An 18,577-nucleotide genomic window follows, 5' to 3' on the forward strand; every position below is an offset into this window, starting at 1 on the left:
TAGCCTCTCAATCGTCATTCGCCGCATTCAGCTCCTCCGGCCGCAGCCCCTCTTCGCCATGATGCGGCCACGGCAGGAAATTCCGGTCGAAATCATCGCTGCCGAAATAGTCGAGCGCCCGGTGCGCTTCGGCGCCGTTGAAGGCTGCCTTGTCCATCAGATGCGCGATCACCTCGCGCGCCTGCGCGATCTTGAGCCTGAGTTCGGCGATGGTCTGGTCGGCCATGGTTGCTGCTCCCGCCTCTATGCCTGATTGAAAGGTAGCGCTTTCCACTGCGTCGGCAACAGCATGCTTTTTCTCGACTCTTCAGCCGTTTCGTGCCAATCCCGCCCGATGGCGCTCGACATCAAGATCTGCGGTTTGAAGACCGACGCTGCAATGGCAGCTGCCCTTGCCGGCGGCGCCAGCCATGTCGGCTTTATCTTTTTCGCCAAGAGCCCTCGCTATATCGACCCCGCCGATGCTGGCCGTCTGCGCGAAGCGGCGCGCGGCAAGGCCTTGGCGGTCGCCGTCACCGTCGATGCCACTAATACATTTCTGGAGGAGATCGTCGCAAAGTCGCAGCCGGACATGCTGCAACTGCACGGCTCCGAAACGCCTGAGCGGGTAGCGGAGCTTAAGGCGCGCTACGGCCTGCCGGTGATGAAGGTGTTTTCCATCAGCGAGCCAGCCGATATCGAGCGGATAAAGCCATTCGTCGGTGTCGCCGATCGTTTCATGTTCGACGCCAAGCCGCCGAAAGGCTCGGTATTGCCGGGCGGCAACGGCGTCGCCTTCGACTGGCGCATCCTTGCCGGCCTTGACGCCGGCGTCGATTACATGCTTTCCGGGGGGGTCAACGCCGCCAATATCGGCGACGCCTTGAGATTGGCAAACCCGCCCGGAATAGACGTCTCGTCCGGTGTGGAAAGCGCTCCCGGCGTCAAGGATCCGGCGCTGATCGAGCAGTTTTTCCGGGCCGTCAGGGCCGCGCGCGACGACCGCGCCGCCTGAGGACCTAACCCGAGCATGTCCCGGAAAGTGGAATCCGGTTTTCCGAAAAGGACATGCTCAAGAACTAAAAACAGCATGTCCCGGAAAAGTGGGAACCGGTTTTCCGACATGGACATGCTCACTAAGTCAAGGAGCGATCGGCGATGAACAAGCCGGCTATGCCCAATTCCTTCCGCACCGGGCCCGACGAGCAGGGCATGTTCGGCATTTTCGGCGGCCGTTTCGTTGCCGAAACGCTGATGCCGCTGATCCTCGATCTTGAGCGGCACTGGAACGAGGTCAAAAACGATCCGGACTTCAAGGCTGAATTGCAGAACCTTTCCACCCACTATGCCGGCCGGCCCTCAAAACTCTATTTCGCCGAAGGCCTGACGAAGCATCTTCGTGAGATTTCCGCGGCGAAGGGCCTCGGCGGCGGCGCCAAGGTCTATTTCAAGCGCGAGGACCTCAACCACACCGGCTCGCACAAGATCAACAACTGCCTCGGCCAGATCCTGCTCGCCAAGCGCATGGGCAAGAAGCGCATCATCGCTGAGACCGGCGCCGGCCAGCACGGCGTCGCCGCCGCTACCGTCGCGGCACGCTTTGGCTATCCCTGCGTTGTCTACATGGGCGCCACCGATGTCGCCCGCCAGAGCCCGAACGTCTTCCGCATGAAGCTGCTCGGCGCCGAGGTGCGGCCGGTCACCGCCGGCCACGGCACCCTCAAGGACGCCATGAACGAAGCCCTGCGGGACTGGGTCACCAATGTCGAGGACACCTACTACCTGATCGGCACCGCCGCCGGCCCGCATCCCTATCCGGAGCTGGTGCGCGACTTCCAGTCGGTGATCGGCACCGAGGCGCGCGCCCAGATCCTCGAACAGGAAGGCCGGCTGCCGGATGTCATCATCGCCGCTGTCGGCGGCGGCTCCAACGCCATCGGCCTGTTCCATCCTTTCCTCGACGACAAGGATGTGCGCATCATCGGCATCGAGGCCGGCGGGCGCGGCCTCGATGGCGTCGAGCATTGTGCCTCGATGAATGCCGGCGCGCCGGGCGTGCTGCACGGCAACCGCACCTATCTCTTGCAGAATGCCGACGGCCAGATCCTCGACGGCCACTCCATCTCGGCCGGCCTGGACTATCCCGGCGTCGGCCCGGAGCATTCCTGGTTGCGTGACAGCGGTCGCGTCGACTATGAGCCGATCCTCGACGACGAGGCGCTGGATGCCTTCCAGTTGACCACCCGCGTCGAGGGCATCATCCCGGCGCTGGAATCGGCGCACGCCATCGCGCATGCGATGAAGATCGTGCCTGCCATGGACAAGGATCAGCTCGTCATCGTCAATTTGTCCGGCCGCGGCGACAAGGACGTGCACACGGTGGCCAAGATGCTGGGCATGGAGATCTGAGATGACCACCCGCATCGACCGCCGCATGGCGAAGCTCAAGTCCGAAGGCCGCCCGGCCTTGGTCACCTATTTCATGGGCGGCGACCCGGACTACGGCACCTCGCTGTCGATCATGAAGGCGCTGCCGATCGCCGGCGCCGACATCATCGAGATGGGAATGCCGTTCTCCGACCCGATGGCCGACGGCCCGGCGATCCAGGCCGCCGGCCTGCGCGCGCTGAGGGGCGGCCAGACCCTGGTCAAGACACTGAAGCTGGCGGCCGACTTCCGCGCCGCCGACAACGAAACGCCGATCGTGCTGATGGGCTACTACAACCCGATCTACATCTACGGCGTCGACCGTTTCCTCAAGGATGCGATTGCCAGCGGCATCGACGGGCTGATCGTGGTCGACCTGCCGCCGGAGATGGACGAGGAACTCTGCATCCCGGCGCTGAAGGCCGGCGTCAACTTCATCCGACTGGCGACGCCGACCACCGACGACAAGCGCCTGCCCAAGGTTCTGGAGAACACCTCCGGCTTCGTCTACTACGTCTCGATGACCGGCATTACCGGCTCCGCGCTTGCCGACACCGCCAAGATTGCGGCGGCGGTCAAGCGCATCAAGGGCCATACCGACCTGCCGGTCTGCGTCGGCTTCGGTGTCAAGACCGCCGAGCAGGCGCGTGTGATCGGCGCCTCGGCCGACGGCGTCGTCGTCGGAACCGCGATCGTCAACGCGGTCGCCAATGTGCTTGGCCCCAAGGGTGAAAAGACCGCCGATCCGGCCGAGGCCGTCGCTACGCTGGTCAGCGGTCTTGCCCAGGGCGTCCGCTCGGCCCGCCTTGCTGCCGCCGAATAGTTTTCCTATTTGTTGCCAACGCAATTCCCGACGGAAGACCGCCACACTTTTCTTGGAATTGCTCTCGGTCAGGACAGGAGCCGAAGCGAATGAACTGGATCACCAACTACGTCCGCCCGAAGATCAATTCGATGCTCGGCCGGCGCACCGACATGCCGGAAAATTTGTGGATCAAGGATCCCGAGACCGGCGAGATGGTGTTCCACAAGGACCTCGAATCCAACCAGTTCGTCATCCCGTCCTCCGGCCATCACATGAAGATTTCGGCCAGGGAGCGGCTGAAATATTTCTTCGACGACGGCAAATACGAGACGCTGGAAAACCCCAAGGTCGTCCAGGACCCGCTGAAGTTTCGCGACGAGAAGCGCTATATTGATCGGCTGAAAGAGGCCAAGACCAAGACCGGCCTGGAGGACGCGATCCTTAATGCCGTCGGCACCATCGACGGCCTGCCGGTGGTGGTCACGGTGCAGGATTTCGCCTTCATGGGCGGCTCGCTCGGCATGGCCGCCGGCGATGCCATCGTGCACGCCTTCGAGGTCGCCCTGCAGCGCAAGCGGCCGCTGATCCTGTTCGCCGCCTCCGGCGGCGCCCGCATGCAGGAGGGCATCCTGTCGCTGATGCAATTGCCGCGCACCACGATCGGCGTCGACCGGCTGAAGGAAGCCGGTATTCCCTACATTGTCGTGCTGACCAACCCGACCACCGGCGGCGTCACCGCGTCTTATGCCATGCTGGGCGACGTCCATATTGCCGAGCCCGGCGCGCTGATCGGCTTTGCCGGCCCGCGCGTCATCGAGCAGACCATCCGCGAAAAACTGCCCGACGGCTTCCAGCGCGCTGAATATCTGATGCAGCACGGCATGGTCGACATGGTCGTCTCCCGGCTGCAGATGCGCGAGACGATCGCGCGCTTGCTGAAGATGCTGCTCAAGGTGCCGCAAGAGGAACAGCCGCTCGAGCAGGAGATCCTGCCGCCGGCGATCATCCCCGCGGAAGCGCGGCCGCAGGCCTGACGCGACACGCTTCGCCGCGAACCGCGATTGCGCCAACCTTCTTGCGCGCCTAGGATTCGGCTATGACCACACTCGCCGCCGACCGCGAAATCGAACATTTGATGACGCTCCACCCGAAAGGTTTCGACCTTTCGCTGGACCGCATCACCCGGCTGCTCGAGCGCCTCGGCAATCCGCAGGACCGGCTGCCGCCGGTCATCCATATCGCCGGCACCAATGGCAAGGGCTCCTGCGCCGCCTTCGCGCGGGCGTTGCTCGAAGCGGCGGGCCACCTCGTCCACGTGCATACGTCCCCGCACCTGGTGAACTGGCACGAGCGCTACCGGCTGGCGGCCGAGGGTGGCGGCAGGCTGGTCGACGACCAGGTTTTTGCCGACGCCATCGCGCGCGTTGCCGCCGCCAATCAGGGCCAGAAGATCACCGTTTTCGAGATCCTCACCGCCGTCACCTTCCTGCTGTTTTCCGAGCATCCGGCCGAGGCCGCGATCATCGAGGTCGGCCTCGGCGGCCGTTTCGATGCCACCAATGTCATCGCCCGCCCGGCGGTTTCGGTGATCATGCCGGTATCGATGGACCACGAAGCCTATCTCGGCGACCGTGTCGAGCTGATCGCCGCCGAGAAGGCCGGCATCATGAAGCGCGGCTGCCCGGTGATCATCGGCGCCCAGGAAGGCGAAACAACGCTGCAGGTGCTGATCGACACGGCCGAGCGGCTGGAATGCCCGACCTTTGTTTACGGCCAGGATTTCCTGGCCTTCGGGGAAAACGGCCGCATGGTCTATCAGGACGAGGACGGGCTGATGGATTTGCCGCCGCCGCGCCTGCCCGGGCGCCACCAGTTCGCCAACGCCGCCGCGGCGATCGCCGCGGTCAAGGCGGCTGGCTTCGAGATCGGCCACCGCGCCGCCGAAAAGGCGATGGTCAACGTCGCCTGGCCGGCCCGCATGCAGAAGTTGACGCAGGGCCGGCTGGTCGAGCTGGCGCCGAAGGGCGCCGAGATCTGGCTCGACGGGGGTCACAATCCCGGCGCCGGCATCGTTGTCGCCGAGGCGCTGGCCGAGCAGGAAGAGAAGAATCCGCGGCCGCTTATCCTCATCTCCGGCATGATCAACACCAAGGACCAGACCGGTTATTTCAGCGCCTTCAAGGGCCTCGCCCGCCATGTCTACACGGTGCCGGTGAGCACCAGCGACGCCGGCGTGCCCAATGACGAATTGGCGCTGCGCGCCGCCGAGGCCGGCCTGTCGGCCGAGCCGGTCAGTTCCGTCGCCAATGCGCTGATGCTTTTGCGCGACACATGGGACGGCCCGGCGCCGCGCATCCTGATCGGCGGCTCGCTCTATTTCGCCGGCGCCGTGCTCGCCGAAAACGGCACGCCGCCGACTTGATTCTATGATCTACTTGGTTTCGACGGGTGTCGAAAAAACTGCGCCGGTTCAGATTCCGCTTCGTTCGATTCTAGCGGCAACTCAGGTCCCAAATGAATTTGGCGGCCTTCGCCGATAATTCTCTCCAGATTGATGTTGGCGCTACTCATTGCCGTGAGGCGAGCGTAAAAGGTTGATGCGGGTTCGCGCCTCGCTCCACGTTTCGATTTGGTCATTTCAAAACGCCCTTGAAGAATAATTGACAATCGGCGCCTGCCATCAAGATAGCAGCGATAGCTAGCCATCTAGGGCCTGATCTCGTCGCCGCCCGCATATCTCGGCATGTCTGCTACGGCGGCCTCGAAAGCTTCGCGTATTTCTGTTTGGCTAAAGTAGCGATCCCATAATTCGGTCATCAGGTAATTCATGGCATGAGGTAGCAAGGGCAGGTCAGGCCAAGGATTGCTGTCGTGCAGCTCACGTAAAGCGACACCAAAATTGTAGACGGTCGCCGAAAACCGCAACTGCCATGCGTCGTTTGGGTCATTGGGATCTAATGGAGTGCTCATGCCGCATATTCAGCAGCATTTCTCGTTTCCGCGCAATCGGGCCTTAGGCAATCGGTCTAAATTTCAACTGGCCCACTACAGTGGCCGCCCTGCCTTGACGACTACTTCAGCTCGATCTCGATAAAAGCATATTCGCCGTCATTGGCGTTGATAACGTCGTGCTCGACACCCTCTTTGCGGAAATAGGGCGCGCCCTGCTTCATCTCGGCGAAGGATTCGCCGTCCTTGGTCAGCAGCTTCAGCCTGCCGTCCATCAGCGGCACGACGACATAGTCGTGGCCATGGCGGTGCCAGCCTGTGTTGGCGCCCGGCGCGAAACGGTATTCGGTGACGATGACGCGCTCATTGTCGACGTGAACTGTGGCCTTGGCGGTTCCGGTCATGGCGCTCTCCCTTTCCCTGAACAGAGGACATGGAGTGCCCGCAGGCGAGGGCCACAGCGCCACAAGCCATGGCGCCAAAGAAAAGCCCGGCGCGACGGCCGGGCTTCTCGTTCAAATTTTGCGATTGGCTCAGGCGAGGCTGCCATTGATCCAGTGCGATAGCGCGGTCTTCGGCGCCGCACCGATCTTGATATCGGCCATTTCGCCTCCCTTGAAGATCATCAGCGTCGGGATCGAGCGTACGCCATACTGCACGGCAAGCTCCGGATTCTCGTCGATGTTGAGCTTGGCGATCTTGACCTTGCCGTCGAGTTCCTTGGCGATGTCTTCCAGCGCCGGGCCGATCATCTTGCACGGGCCGCACCATTCGGCCCAGAAATCCACCACGACCGGCTCCTTGGCGTTGAGCACATCGGCCTGGAAATTGCTCTTGTCGACCTTGACGGTGGCCATGCTGAAATCCTTTCGAAAACTCGGGTTGCACCAAATGTGGTGGTCGTGGCGGCGATCTTCAAGCAGTTCTTGTGTCACGCCCTCGTGAGTCGGGCAAGGGCGTCATCCATGGCCGCGGCCGGCAGCTCGATCAGCCGCGGCGCCTCGGTGAACAGCAGCGCCGCCGAAACCTCGCGGCCTGGATAGAGCGGCTTGAGCAGCGCGCGGTAGAACGCAAGCTGCAGGACATAGGCCTGCGGCACTTCCGTCAGGCTTTTGGGCGCCGGCCGGTTGGTCTTGTAGTCGATGATCGAAACCTTTTCAGGAGTGACCGCCAGCCGGTCGATCTTGCCGGAGATCGAGCGTAGTTTTCCCTTCACTTCGAGGCTGCCCATGATGGCGACCTCGGCCCGCGACGAGGGCGAGAACAGCGCGCTGAAACGACTGTCGGCAAGGATCGAAAGCACCGCCGCCAAGGCCTTCTCCCGCTCGGCCTCGGGCCAGTCCGCGCCGGCGCGCGCCAGATAGCGCTCCGCTGCAGCCTCACACTCGCCTTCGCCGACCGAAGGCAGCATCTGCAGCAGCTTGTGCAGCGCCAGTCCGCGTTTTACGGCAAAGCCTGGCTCGGCCTCGGCGTCGAGCACCGGTGAGCGCGTGTCGGGCAAGGCTTGCGTCGTCTCGTCGATCAAGGCCGATGCGCCGGAGGGCGACAGCGGTCGCGGCAGCTCCTCATAAGGCGGCAGCGGCCGGAACAGGGTTTCCGGCAACGGCGCTACAGGCTCGGCCGTGCTCTCCGCCTCGCCCGCCGTCAGGGCGACAGGCGGCAGCCTGGTCGTATGGAAGCGATGCACCGCGACCTCGCTTGTCGCCGGGTGCAGCCGCTCGGCGCTTTCCGGCGCACCCAGCAGCGCCCGGCTGACGATCGAATGCCAGGTGCCGGGGCTCGGCGCCCGCTTGCCGTGATAGCCGCAGACGATCAGCCGGTCCTCGGCGCGCGTCATGCCGACATAGAGCAGCCGCCGGTATTCGTCGTCGGCAAGTTCGCGCGCCCGCACTGACGCCGACCGCGAAACGCCATTGGCGATGTCGCTGGCCGAACGCCACAGATAGCCCTTGCCCTTCCAGTGCCGGCCGGAGCTCTCAAAGGCCATCAATCGCGGCAGATGCTGATCGCTGAACGGTGCCGAGCCGCCATCGACCAGGAACACGACTGGCGCTTCCAGGCCCTTGGCGGCGTGCACGGTCATCACCCGGACCTCGTCGCGGGTCTGATCCATTTCTCGCTTGATCTCTGGACCGCTGTCTTCCAGCGTCGAAAGAAACGATTCCAGCCCCGGCAGGCCGGTCCGTTCCTCGGCCAGGCAAAAACTCAGGAATTCGTCGAGGATGTCGCCCGCTTCCGGCCCTAGCCGCGCCGTCATCTTGCGGCGCAGGCCGTCGCGCGCCAGCGCGGCGGCATAGAATTCGAACACCGGCTCGAACGCCGCCTCGGTCGCCCAGGTGTCGAGTCGGCTAACGATGGCGGCCAACGCCTCGTCGCCAATTGCATGCTGTCGAAGCGAGGCGATCAGCGATTGACCGGTTGGCCGATCGCCGGCGAGCGCCAGCAATGTCTCTTCGGAAACATCGAAGATCGGGCTGCGCAGCACGGCGGCCAGCGACAGGTCGTCTTCCGGCTGGATCAAAAAGTGACCGAGCGCGATCAGGTCCTGCACCGCGATATGGCCGGGCAGGCTGAGCCTGTCGGCGCCGGCGACCGGGATCTGACGGTTCTTCAGGCTACGCGACAGCGCGTGAACAAAACGGTCGCGCTTGCGCACCAGCACCAGGATGTCGCCGGCCGTCACCTTGCGGCCCTTGCCTTCGATCATCTCGCCATTCTTTAGCCAGCCCTGAATGGTCGCGGCAACATGCTCGGCGACGCGCACCGCCGGCGCGCTGGCATGGTTGACCGGCAAGGTCCAGTCGTCGGGCTCCTCGACCATTTCGGCGCCGATCGAAGGCCACACTTCGACATAGCCCGGCGCATCGATGCGGATCGCCTTATGGGTCAGCGGATCGGGATCGTGGCTGATGCCGCGCCGCACCCCCGGTTCGGCAAAGACGCGGTCGACGGCGGCAAGCACGTCGTCGCTGGAGCGGAACGACCAGGTGAGCTTCAGATCGGCGAACGAGGCTTCCGCGTCGCGCACGCGCGCGGCAAACAGAAGCCGGCTTTCGGCAAAGGAATCCGGCGCCGCGCCCTGGAAGGAATAGATCGACTGTTTCTCATCGCCGACGGCAAACACCGTGCGCCGGACCGCCTCCCGCTGGCCGAGCCCGGCAAAGAACTCTTCCGTCAGCTTCTTCACCACCTCCCACTGGTCGGGGCTGGTGTCCTGCGCCTCGTCGAGCAGGATATGGTCGATGCCCTGGTCGAGCTTGTACTGCACCCACGGCCCGGCATCCGGCCGCGACAACAGGCTGACGGTGCGGGTGATCAGGTCGTTGAAGTCGAGAAAGCCCCGCCCGCGCTTCAGCTGCTCGTAGCGGGCGATCAGCCAGCCGGCGACATTCAACGCCGCCGCCGTGCCTTCGAGCATCCGGAACAGCGCCAGCCGGTCCGACACATCAAGGATCGCCTTGGCCGCCGCCAGATAGCGCTCCGGCAGGTCGGGCAGGCGGTCGACCAGCGCCTTCCTGAAGATCTTGGGCGGATCGTACGGGTCGCCGTCCGAGCGCAGGAACGCCTTGGCGAGCAGCCGCAGCCGCCGGATCGGATCGGCTTCGGCAAAGGCGCTTTGTGCGTAAGGCAGCACGTTGTTCAAAACCTGCTTCGCGTCGGCGGCCTCCGCGGCGCGGGCGAATTCGGCAAACTGGCCAGGCGAAAAACCGGGCAGGGGCCAGATGGAAGCGGCAATATCGTCGGCATTCTGTCCGGGCCGGAAGTCGAATTCGGCGAACAGCGGCTGGAAATCCCGGTCCTTGCCGAATTTGGCGATGAAGGCGCGCAGGTCGTCGCGCTTGCCGACGATCTCGGCAAGCAGCGTGTCGAGGCCGAATTCGCCGCCGCGCTCCAGCACCATGGCGAAGGCCTCCGCCAGGCCTTCGACACCGGCGCCGGCGCCCGAGATCATGTCGCGGCGGGCGTCGGCGAACAGCGAGGCTTCCATCTGCGGGTCGAGCATCTCGAAATGCGCTGGGATGTTGGCTTCGAGCGGGAACTGGTGCAGCACCGATTCGCAGAAAGCGTGGATGGTCTGGATTTTTAAGCCGCCCGGCGTCTCCAGTGCTTCGGCAAACAATCGCCGGGCGCGGCGCATGGTATCGCGGTCGGCACTGCGGCCGTCGAGCGCCGCAATCTTCACTGCAAGTTCGGCATCAGGCAGGACTGTCCATTCCGACAGGGTCGAAAACACCCGGTTCGACATGTTGGCGGCGGCCGCTCGCGTATAGGTCAGGCATAGGATTCTCGACGGATCGGTGCCGTTGAGCAAAAGCCGGATGACGCGCTGCGCCAGCACATGCGTCTTGCCCGATCCGGCATTGGCCGAGACCCAGGCGGAATTTTGCGGATCGGAGGCGCGCCCCTGGCTGGCCGCGGTGTCGGCGGGGATCGGATATCTCATCCCTCCGCCTCGTCCTCGCTGGCGCCGCCGGCCGACCATTCGAGCACGCGGGCGAGATGATCGTAGTCGCCATCGGCATCGCCTTCGCGGAACGGCAGCGCCCGCGACAGATAGCCGGTCGTCGGATCGGCATAGTAAAGCAGCAGCTTTTCGAGCCTTGCCCAGGCCTCTTCGGCCAGGTCGTTGGCCGTCCTTTGTTTGCGGTTGTATTCGAGGATCGATTCCTCAAAAACCTCGCCATTCGCCTTCAGCCGCACGAAGGCCAGCTGTGAAGGCTCGCGTATGCCGAGGTCCTTGAAGGCGCCGCGCCGCAGCAGCGCGCCTTCAAGCGCCAGCTGCGGTGCCAGCAGCGTGTGTGCCTGCGCCTTCGACGGCGAGGAGCCGGTCTTGTAGTCGAGAATGTCGGCCATGCCGCCGGCCAGCAGGTCGACGCGGTCGGCATAGCCGGAAAGCGTCACGCCGGTGCGGCCGACGACGGTCTTTTCGGCGCGTTCCTCCGCATGGCGCCTGGCGACCGCCTCGGCGCGGGTAAGCTCCCATTCGATGATGCTGGCGGCGAGCTTTTCGAAGCGCGGCCACCACACCGCCTCTATGTCGGGCGGCAGTGCCGCCTCTGCGAAACAGGCCCGGCCGGCGTCGATAAGGCTGGCCAGGGCCCCGGGCGCGCGCGGATCCTCCACCCGCCGCGAGAACAGGTGCAGGATGGCGTGGAACAGCGTGCCGCGCTCGGCCGCACCGGGATCGCGGATCACCGGATCGAGCGGCACCAGGCCAAGGATGCGCCTGGCATAGACCGCATAGGGGTCGCGGCGCAGCGTCTCGATCTCCGTCACCGAGAAATGCTGTGGCCTGAGCCGCAGCGGCGGCTTGGGCTGCGGCCGCGCCGCGAAGGCCTGCCTGTCACCGGCATCGAGTGCGCGCGCCCAGGCAAGCAGCTTATCGCCGCGCCGGCGGGATGCCGCCATCTGGTCCTTGCCGATGAAGGTGAGGATGCGCTGCAGCCAGCGCGACGGCACCGCCGGCGCATCACCGGAGCGGGCCGCGCGCGTCAGCACCACCTCTTTCGTGCCCATCGCCATCTGGAAATCATGTGCGGCAAGGCCGATGCGGCGTTCCGGCGGCTCAAGGTCGATGCCGGTCTTCATCAGCCGCGACATGAACCGGTCGCTCTCGGGCTTTCGCGGCCACACGCCCTCGTTGAGACCGCCGATGACCAGCGTGTCGACGCTTTGCAGCCGCGCTTCCAGCGCGCCCCAGATGGCGATGTTGCGATCGGTGCCTTGCGCCGGCTTGACCGTTTCCGGCGTGATCATCGCCTCCATGACGTCGGGCCATTCGTCGGCGGCGAAGGTGAAGGGCGAGGAGGCGGCGACCAGCCCGCGCAACAGCTCGGCAAGCTTTTCGCCGGCATCGCCCGCATAGATGTCCGTGACGCTGCCATCCGCCGCGCAGCCGAGATTTTCGAGCATCATGACGCTGGCGCGCGTCAGCGTCGCGATATCGGCGTCCGCCTCGCCGCGCATGGTGGTGAGCGGGAAGAGCGCGGTGGATAGACGGCTAAGCAAATCCCGCGCCTGTTCGATACCGCGCACGCTGAGGCGCGGAAACCAGAACGGCTGACGCCTGTCGCCACTGAGACCGGAAAGGCGCGCCTCGAAGAGATCGCCGAGCGAGACGACGTCGGGCCGGCCGGTGCCGCCGCGCAGCGCTACCAGTTCGACCAGCTCGGCGGCCCTGCGCACCCTCGCCCGTTCGAGACCAAGGCTCAACAGCGGGTGCTTCAGAAGCGATAGAAGGCCGACCGGGTCGCCCGGCCGGAACGCCGCCTGCAGCCCCAGCCTCAGCAGGCCGGCCGCCGGCGTGTTGGCAAGCGGCGTACCGCCGGAATCGTCGGCGACGACCCCGAAGCGCAGCAGCTCGGCCGAAACACGCCGCGCCAGCGCACGGTCGCCGGTGACCAGCGCCGCCCGCTTGCCCGGCGCCTCGACCGCGCGCTTCAGCGCAATGGCGATCGCCACTGCTTCGTCACGCTCGTTGGCGGCCTCGACCAATGTCACCCCGGCCAGCGCCTGTTCCACCTCGGTTGCGGCGAAGCGCGACCGCGTCCCGGTCCACAGTTCGGTGGTTTCTGCAGGCCGCAGCGCCTCGCCGACGAGAGCCGCGCGGATCACAAGCGCCGGCGCTGCCGCGATGATCTCCTCGACGTCCCGACGCGGCACGCCGATGCCGCCGATCAGCTTCGCCAGGCCGTATTGCGGATGGCCGAGTGTCGCCGGCCGCGCGCCGGGCGCCGAGATTGCCGCGAAGGAGTGGTCGTCCAGCTCTCGGTCGAGACCGGGCAGCACGACGGCGCCGTTGGGCAGGCCGGCGATCACCGCCAGCAGTTCGGCCGTAGCCGGAATGGAGCCGGTCGAGCCGGCGGCGATCACCGGGCCGGCGGGCGGGTTGCGCTTCAGCCGCGCCGCCTCCAGCCGGATCAGCGCGCTGCGATGCGCGGCGGGATTGGAGCGGTTGCGCTCCTTGAGCAGCTCCGGCCAATTGTCGGTGACGATGCCGAGGAAATCGAGCGTCACCTGCCACCAGCCGGCGAGGTTGCCGGTAACCAGCGTCGCGAGCTTGGCCCAATCGGTGCCTTCGGTCTCGATCTCATCCATCAGCCGGGCAAGGTCGCGCGCCAGCCAGATGGCATCGGCAGCCGAGGTCGGCACGACGAATTCTTCGTTGAACCGCTCCCTGACGTGCTGGGGGAGGGTTTCCTTCCAGGCGCGCACCAGCGGCGCCAGCAGCAGAAGACGCTCCTGTGCCGCGATCGGCGGCGCCAGGTCGATTGCCGGCGACGCCTCGGCATCGAAGGCCGCCTCGTCCTCGTCGAATTCGCCGAGCGGCCGCACTGTCGGCAGGATGGCCGAGCGTTTACCGAGGATGTCGACGAAGGCGCCGCGCAGCGCTTTTGCAGCGCGCCGTGTCGGCACGTAGATGGTGGCATCGGTGAGCGCCAGCGGGTCGCCATCGAAGCGGAAGCCGGGGATGAGCCGGCCGTCGAGCAAGGCCTCCGCCAGCGTCGGCAGGAACGGCGCTCCGGACGGGATGGAAAAGACGCGGCGCGAGCCGCTCATACCGCTTTCGCAAGCGCGCCGGCGACTGCCGCTTCAGCCAGCGGAATGGCGTCCGGAGTGCCGACGGTGATCCAGCGGCCGTGCATCTTCATGCCGAACAGCCGACCGGCGGCGATCGCCTTGTCGAAATAGGCATTGAGCGAATGCGGGCCTTTAGGCGCGTCCTCGAAGATGCGCGGATGGATGATGGCGGCGCCGGCATAGATCAATCCCGTCGGATCACCCTTTGAGCGCGTGAGCGCGCCGTCCGGCGCCGTCAGGAAATCGGTGCCGACGCAGTGCCCGGTGGCCGAGTCGAGATCGGTAAGCATCAGCAGAATATCCATTTTCGCGCCGTCCCATGCAAGGGAAAGGCGCTGCAGGCTGGGCTGGCCGCTGTCGATCCAGAACGTGTCGGCGTTGATGATGTAGAAGGGCTCGCCACCCAGAAGCGGCAGCGCCTTGACGATACCGCCAGCCGATTCCAGCAGCGCCTCGCGCTCGTCGGAGATGACGATCTTCGGCGCCTTGCGGCCGGCGACATGGGCGACGACCTGCTCGGGCAGATAGTGGACATTGACGACGGCCTTGGCGACGCCGGCGGCTTCCAGGCTGTCCAGCCCCCAGTCGAGCAAGGTCTTGCCGGCGACCGTCACTAGCGGCTTCGGCATCGTGTCGGTGATCGGCCGCATGCGCTTGCCGAGCCCCGCGGCCAGCACCATCGCGGTCTTCGGCTTCATGATCAGCGTTCCTCCAGCAGGCCGTGGGCCATGTAGAAATCCCTCAACCCGGCAAGCGCCGGATGCGCCAGCGCCCGCCGCAGATAGTCGCGAATGCGCGGCAGATGTTTCAGATAGTAAGGCTTGCCGTCGCGCTTTTCGAGCCGCACGAAAATGCCGAGGATTTTTGAATTGCGCTGCGCCGCCATGATCGCATAGGCCTCTGCGAAGCCGGCTTCGTCGAACGCACCGGCGGCATGCCGCGCCGCGACATAGGCCGCGACCGTCCGCTGTTCGATCTCGGGCGAAATGCTCACACGCGCATCCATGGCGAGCGAGGCGACGTCATAGGCCGCCGGGCCGATCAACGCGTCTTGCACGTCGACGATGCCGAGCCGGTCATGCCCGGAGCGCTCGCCGCGCCAGATGATGTTGGGTGAGTGGAAATCGCGCAGCATCAGCGTGTATTCGCTGGCCTCGAGCCGGTCGAGCACCGCGTTCCATTCCTTGTGATAGCCTTCCCGCAACCCATCGCTTGCCGGCTTGCCGGTGACCATCGGTACATACCAGTCGACCAAAAGGTCGGCCTCGATCAGCATGGCGTCGCGGTCGAAGGGCGGCACCTCGTGGACCACGCCGGGCGCGGCTTCCATGCGATCCAGCCAGGTCTTGCCATGCATCATGGCCAGCAGTTCCGCCGCCGCTTCGTAGCGTTCGGCGATCGGCTGGCCGTCGCTGCTCAAAAATCCTTCCGAGCCGAGATGCTCCAGCAGCAGAAAACCCTGGTCGAGGTCCTGGGCGTGGATCGCCGGCACGCTGACGCCGGCCGCAAGCAGCGCCTTGTCGATGGCGACGAAGGCGGTCATCGATTGCGCGGTATGGGCGATCACCGCATAGGGCTTGCCGTCGCGCACCGGCGGACCGAGCACCAGCCGCGGCGAGTTCATCAGCACGCGCGGCGCCTGGCCGGGAAGCGAGACGATTTCATAGGAGCGCGCCGAGGCGTCGCCGACGAAATGGCGCCGGCTGGCATCGCCCCATCCGGCGGAAGCCAGGAAATCGCGCATCGCCAGCGATCGCGCTGCGCGCTCGAATGTGCCCGTCAGCCCGCTGAGCCTCGCCACCCGGCCTTCGTCCTGTTCGGCGAGCTCGATCCAGAGCGCGCTCTCCGGCAACCGGCCTCCGGCCCGTTCCGGCCATTCGATCAGCGCCGCGCCTTGCGCCAGCGCGTCATCGAGGCCGAGCTCGTCAAGCTCGTCCGGCGAGGACAGCCGGTAAAGATCGAAGTGATGGACCGGGATGCGCGTCTCGTAACTTTGCACCAGCGTAAAAGTCGGGCTCGGCACTTCCAGGTCGGCATCCTCGGCCAGGGCCCGGATCAGGGCGCGGGCCAGCGTCGACTTGCCGGCGCCGAGATCGCCTTGGAGCGCAACCGCATCGCCGGCCCGCAACGCCATGGCGAGATCTTCGCCAAGCCTCGCCGTCGCAGCCTCGTCGGCAAGAAAACGCTCCAGCACCGCCTCTGTCAAAGCGCGTTACTCGGCCGCTTCCCGGATGCCGCCCGAAGGCGTGTCTGGGAAGGTGCAGATGACTGTCGTGCCCCGGTCCATGCCGGTCTCGATGCGCACCGTTCCGCCATGCAATTCGACGAAGCTCTTGACGATCGACAGGCCCAGTCCGGCGCCGCGTCGGCGGCCGCCATTGGCGCGCGGCTCGAAGCGGCGGAACACCGATTCCAGCACATCGGGCGGCATGCCCGGCCCGTCGTCGTGGACCGAGAACTCGACCCCGTCGGCCAATTGACGGCAGGTGAGCGTGATCGTGCTCGCTTCCGGCGCGTAGTTGGCGGCGTTGCTGAGCAGGTTGTAGAGGATCTGGCGGACTCGGGTCTCGTCGCCATGAAAGCTCTTCGGCGCCGCCGCCGCATCGACCTCGAGCTTGATCGAATGCTCTTCCAGCCGGTCGGCGACAAGCTCGGCCGCCGCCGCAATCGTCCTGTCGATGTTCATCTCGGAAATGTCGAGCTGCATGATGCCGGCGTCAACCGTCGCTAAGTCCAGTATGTCGTTGACGATGGTCAGCAGCACCGAGGACGACGAGCCGACATGCTCGACATATTCGCGCTGCTTCGGCGTCAGCGGCCCGGTGGCGGGCAGCGACAGCAGTTCGGTGAAGCCGATGATGTTGGTCAGCGGCGAGCGCAATTCGTAGGAGACATGCTGCACGAACTCGTTCTTCAACTGATCCGACTTCTCCAGCGCCTCGTTCCGGTCCTTCAGCGCCCGCTCGACATTGACGGTGTCGGTGACGTCGACAAAGGTCATCATCACCTGCCCGTTGGGCAGGTGGATCACGGCATAGCTCAGCACCGTGCCGTTGACCAGCTGGGTCTGGCCGTGGCGGTCGCGGCGCTCGTCGTCGAAGCCGGTGATGGCGGCGACGAAGCCGGCCCACGGACTGTCTGCGGCGCGCTGGTCGCAAATGTCGCGGATCGCCGAGACATGCACATTGGGCTTGATCGCCTCCGCCGACAATCCCCACAGCGCGACGAAGGCCGGGTTGGAGAGACGAAGCCGGCCGTCCGGCCCGAACACGGCGACGCCTTCGGCCAGATTGTCCAGCGTCTCGCCCTGCACGCGCACGGCGGTCTGGTAGCGGCTTTCGAGGTCCATCTTCTCGGTCAGGTTCTCGAACACCCAGGTCACGCCGCCCTTGGGCTGCGGGTTGGCCACCACGCGGATCGTCTTGCCGTCCGGCAAATGCCACCAATGCTCCTGCGATTCGACGGCGCGATAGGCGCCAAGCAGGGTCTCCTTCCAGCGGCGCCATTCCGGTTGCTCGGCGATCTTGCCTTCGCTGCGCAACCGGTCGAGCAGCAGCGCATTGGAAGGGGCGCTGTGCAGGAAGCCGCTGTCGAGGTTCCACAATTTTTGGAATGCCTGGTTGAAGAAGCGCAGCTTCTCGTCGGTATCGAAGATCGCCACCGCGGTGTTGAGCTGGTCCAGCGTATCGGCGTGGCTTTGCACCGTCCGCTCGTATTCGGCGCGGATCGTCTCGGCGGCGCTGGTGTCGCAGGCAAGTCCGGCCGACCCCTCGGCGCCGGCGAAATCGGTCACCGCGAACATGCGGCGGTCGCCTTCGATCACCGTCGACAGTGTCTGCTCGAAGACGGGACGCGATTTGTGCTGCTCTGCGATCTGCTCGCGCGCCTGGCCGCCGAGGAACTCCTTGGCCTCGCGCACCGCCGCTTCGGCGCTTGGCGCCTCCACCGCTTCGGCATAGGCGCGGTTGACCCATTTCAGCCGCCCGTCGGCCGAGCGCAGCCAGGTCGGCATCTTCAGCGCGTCGAGCAGGCCGAGCATGGTGTCGTAGTCGGCGCCGAGCCGCTGGTTCTCGATCTTCAGCCGGGCCTGGGTGCGCAAGGTCTCCGACAGCGAGATGAAACGCACCAGAACATGCGCCGCGCTCTTGCGGCCATGCACTTCGAGCGGCATGCCCGCCTGCGTCTCGATGACGAGGTCGAAGGCCTTGGTCCTCTCGCGCAGCGCGGCGACCGCATGCTCGAGCGCCGCCGCCGAGCGCGGCATCAGCCAGCGGCCGAAGGCGAGAAAGGCGGCCCGGTCGTCCGGCGCGCCGCTTTCGAGCGGCAGGCTGCCGATGAGCTCAGGCTTTTTGTTGTCAGAAGTCCAGACGATCAGGCGCTGGTCACGCAGATTGAGCAGCGCCTCGGAACGCTGTAGCGCCGCATTGACGTCGGCGATGCGGGCCCTGAGCTCGACGTTCTGCGCTGCCGTGCGCGTCCGCTCGCGGATCAGAAAGATGGCGGAGACAAGGGCAGCACCCATGACGCCGACGAACATGGCAAGCTGCATCACCTCGACGGTGTTGACGGAAAGGCCTGCCTTCTCGGCGATGCCGGTATCGGCATGCGCCGCAACGCCGAACAGCGGGCCAGCTAGCGCCGAGCCGGCAAGCAGCCTGCCGATGCCGGCGCCGGTGCGCCAAGCAAGACCGCCGCCTGTCGCGGCGGAGCCGCTCGTTGTCGAATCCTCATGGCCGCCGGAAACGGCCTGTCCCGCGCGTGGCGGGTTTTCCCCCGGCATGTCTTGGTCCTCTTCGCCGCTTTGCAAGACCGCCCTGATGCGCCGCGGGCCTCTGT

14 protein-coding genes are annotated in these 18,577 nt (G+C 65.5%); 5 read left to right on the top strand and 9 right to left on the bottom strand.

Going from position 1 to position 18,577, the window contains the following annotated elements; genetic code table 11:
* Positions 1-7: 7 nt before the first annotated feature.
* Positions 8-226, bottom strand: coding sequence for a hypothetical protein (locus FJ974_RS02425; RefSeq protein WP_140531103.1), 219 nt, complete (start codon positions 224-226; stop codon positions 8-10).
* Positions 227-334: 108 nt separating this feature from the next.
* Between FJ974_RS02425 and FJ974_RS02430 the strand changes: the two genes are divergently transcribed.
* The 5 genes from FJ974_RS02430 (at position 335) to FJ974_RS02450 (ending at position 5,633) form a co-directional block, all read left to right on the top strand.
* A complete protein-coding gene (locus tag FJ974_RS02430) occupies positions 335-994 on the top strand; it encodes a phosphoribosylanthranilate isomerase (RefSeq protein WP_140531554.1) in 660 nt (219 codons plus the stop codon).
* A 143-nt stretch (positions 995-1,137) separates the two neighbouring features.
* Positions 1,138-2,388, top strand: a complete 1,251-nt coding sequence (gene trpB, locus FJ974_RS02435; RefSeq protein ID WP_140531100.1) for a tryptophan synthase subunit beta — start codon at positions 1,138-1,140, stop codon at positions 2,386-2,388.
* Between the two features lies 1 nt (position 2,389).
* Positions 2,390-3,229: a tryptophan synthase subunit alpha gene (trpA, locus tag FJ974_RS02440; protein WP_140531097.1), complete on the top strand. Its 840-nt coding sequence runs from the start codon at positions 2,390-2,392 to the stop codon at positions 3,227-3,229.
* A gap of 89 nt (positions 3,230-3,318) precedes the next feature.
* A complete protein-coding gene (gene accD / locus FJ974_RS02445; protein WP_140531095.1) occupies positions 3,319-4,245 on the top strand; it encodes an acetyl-CoA carboxylase, carboxyltransferase subunit beta in 927 nt (308 codons plus the stop codon).
* A gap of 62 nt (positions 4,246-4,307) precedes the next feature.
* Positions 4,308-5,633, top strand: coding sequence for a bifunctional folylpolyglutamate synthase/dihydrofolate synthase (locus FJ974_RS02450; protein WP_140531092.1), 1,326 nt, complete (start codon positions 4,308-4,310; stop codon positions 5,631-5,633).
* A gap of 284 nt (positions 5,634-5,917) precedes the next feature.
* On the opposite strand, the gene FJ974_RS02455 is transcribed toward FJ974_RS02450, so the two are convergent.
* The 8 genes from FJ974_RS02455 to FJ974_RS02490 form a co-directional block, all read right to left on the bottom strand.
* Complete coding sequence (locus tag FJ974_RS02455) at positions 5,918-6,181, bottom strand: hypothetical protein (protein ID WP_140531089.1); 264 nt, start codon at positions 6,179-6,181, stop codon at positions 5,918-5,920.
* Positions 6,182-6,282: 101 nt separating this feature from the next.
* A complete protein-coding gene (locus FJ974_RS02460) occupies positions 6,283-6,564 on the bottom strand; it encodes a cupin domain-containing protein (protein WP_140531087.1) in 282 nt (93 codons plus the stop codon).
* A gap of 129 nt (positions 6,565-6,693) precedes the next feature.
* A complete protein-coding gene (gene trxA / locus FJ974_RS02465) occupies positions 6,694-7,017 on the bottom strand; it encodes a thioredoxin (RefSeq protein ID WP_140531084.1) in 324 nt (107 codons plus the stop codon).
* 74 nt (positions 7,018-7,091) lie between these two features.
* Positions 7,092-10,604: a double-strand break repair helicase AddA gene (gene addA, locus FJ974_RS02470; RefSeq protein ID WP_140531082.1), complete on the bottom strand. Its 3,513-nt coding sequence runs from the start codon at positions 10,602-10,604 to the stop codon at positions 7,092-7,094.
* Complete coding sequence (addB, locus tag FJ974_RS02475; RefSeq protein WP_140531079.1) at positions 10,601-13,720, bottom strand: double-strand break repair protein AddB; 3,120 nt, start codon at positions 13,718-13,720, stop codon at positions 10,601-10,603. The genes addA and addB overlap by 4 nt, the downstream gene beginning before the upstream one ends.
* A complete protein-coding gene (locus FJ974_RS02480; RefSeq protein WP_140531077.1) occupies positions 13,717-14,439 on the bottom strand; it encodes a nucleotidyltransferase family protein in 723 nt (240 codons plus the stop codon). The genes addB and FJ974_RS02480 overlap by 4 nt, the downstream gene beginning before the upstream one ends.
* A gap of 2 nt (positions 14,440-14,441) precedes the next feature.
* Positions 14,442-15,947 carry a tRNA (adenosine(37)-N6)-threonylcarbamoyltransferase complex ATPase subunit type 1 TsaE gene (gene tsaE, locus FJ974_RS02485; protein WP_140531074.1) on the bottom strand — a complete coding sequence of 502 codons (1,506 nt, stop codon included), beginning with the start codon at positions 15,945-15,947 and terminating at the stop codon, positions 14,442-14,444.
* A gap of 6 nt (positions 15,948-15,953) precedes the next feature.
* Complete coding sequence (locus tag FJ974_RS02490) at positions 15,954-18,521, bottom strand: sensor histidine kinase (RefSeq protein WP_140531071.1); 2,568 nt, start codon at positions 18,519-18,521, stop codon at positions 15,954-15,956.
* Between the last annotated feature and the right edge of the window lie 56 nt (positions 18,522-18,577).

Origin of the sequence: Mesorhizobium sp. B1-1-8 (assembly GCF_006442795.2) — a bacterium.
Lineage (GTDB): Bacteria > Pseudomonadota > Alphaproteobacteria > Rhizobiales > Rhizobiaceae > Mesorhizobium.

Excerpts from the sequence above, each read along its gene's own strand:
- FJ974_RS02425 (WP_140531103.1), bottom strand. The coding sequence starts at position 226 with ATGGCCGACCAGACCATCGCCGAACTCAGGCTCAAGATCGCGCAGGCG.
- FJ974_RS02430 (WP_140531554.1), top strand. The coding sequence starts at position 335 with ATGGCGCTCGACATCAAGATCTGCGGTTTGAAGACCGACGCTGCAATG.
- trpB (WP_140531100.1), top strand. The coding sequence starts at position 1,138 with ATGAACAAGCCGGCTATGCCCAATTCCTTCCGCACCGGGCCCGACGAG.
- trpA (WP_140531097.1), top strand. The coding sequence starts at position 2,390 with ATGACCACCCGCATCGACCGCCGCATGGCGAAGCTCAAGTCCGAAGGC.
- accD (WP_140531095.1), top strand. The coding sequence starts at position 3,319 with ATGAACTGGATCACCAACTACGTCCGCCCGAAGATCAATTCGATGCTC.
- FJ974_RS02450 (WP_140531092.1), top strand. The coding sequence starts at position 4,308 with ATGACCACACTCGCCGCCGACCGCGAAATCGAACATTTGATGACGCTC.
- FJ974_RS02455 (WP_140531089.1), bottom strand. The coding sequence starts at position 6,181 with ATGAGCACTCCATTAGATCCCAATGACCCAAACGACGCATGGCAGTTG.
- FJ974_RS02460 (WP_140531087.1), bottom strand. The coding sequence starts at position 6,564 with ATGACCGGAACCGCCAAGGCCACAGTTCACGTCGACAATGAGCGCGTC.
- trxA (WP_140531084.1), bottom strand. The coding sequence starts at position 7,017 with ATGGCCACCGTCAAGGTCGACAAGAGCAATTTCCAGGCCGATGTGCTC.
- addA (WP_140531082.1), bottom strand. The coding sequence starts at position 10,604 with ATGAGATATCCGATCCCCGCCGACACCGCGGCCAGCCAGGGGCGCGCC.
- addB (WP_140531079.1), bottom strand. The coding sequence starts at position 13,720 with ATGAGCGGCTCGCGCCGCGTCTTTTCCATCCCGTCCGGAGCGCCGTTC.
- FJ974_RS02480 (WP_140531077.1), bottom strand. The coding sequence starts at position 14,439 with ATGAAGCCGAAGACCGCGATGGTGCTGGCCGCGGGGCTCGGCAAGCGC.
- FJ974_RS02490 (WP_140531071.1), bottom strand. The coding sequence starts at position 18,521 with ATGCCGGGGGAAAACCCGCCACGCGCGGGACAGGCCGTTTCCGGCGGC.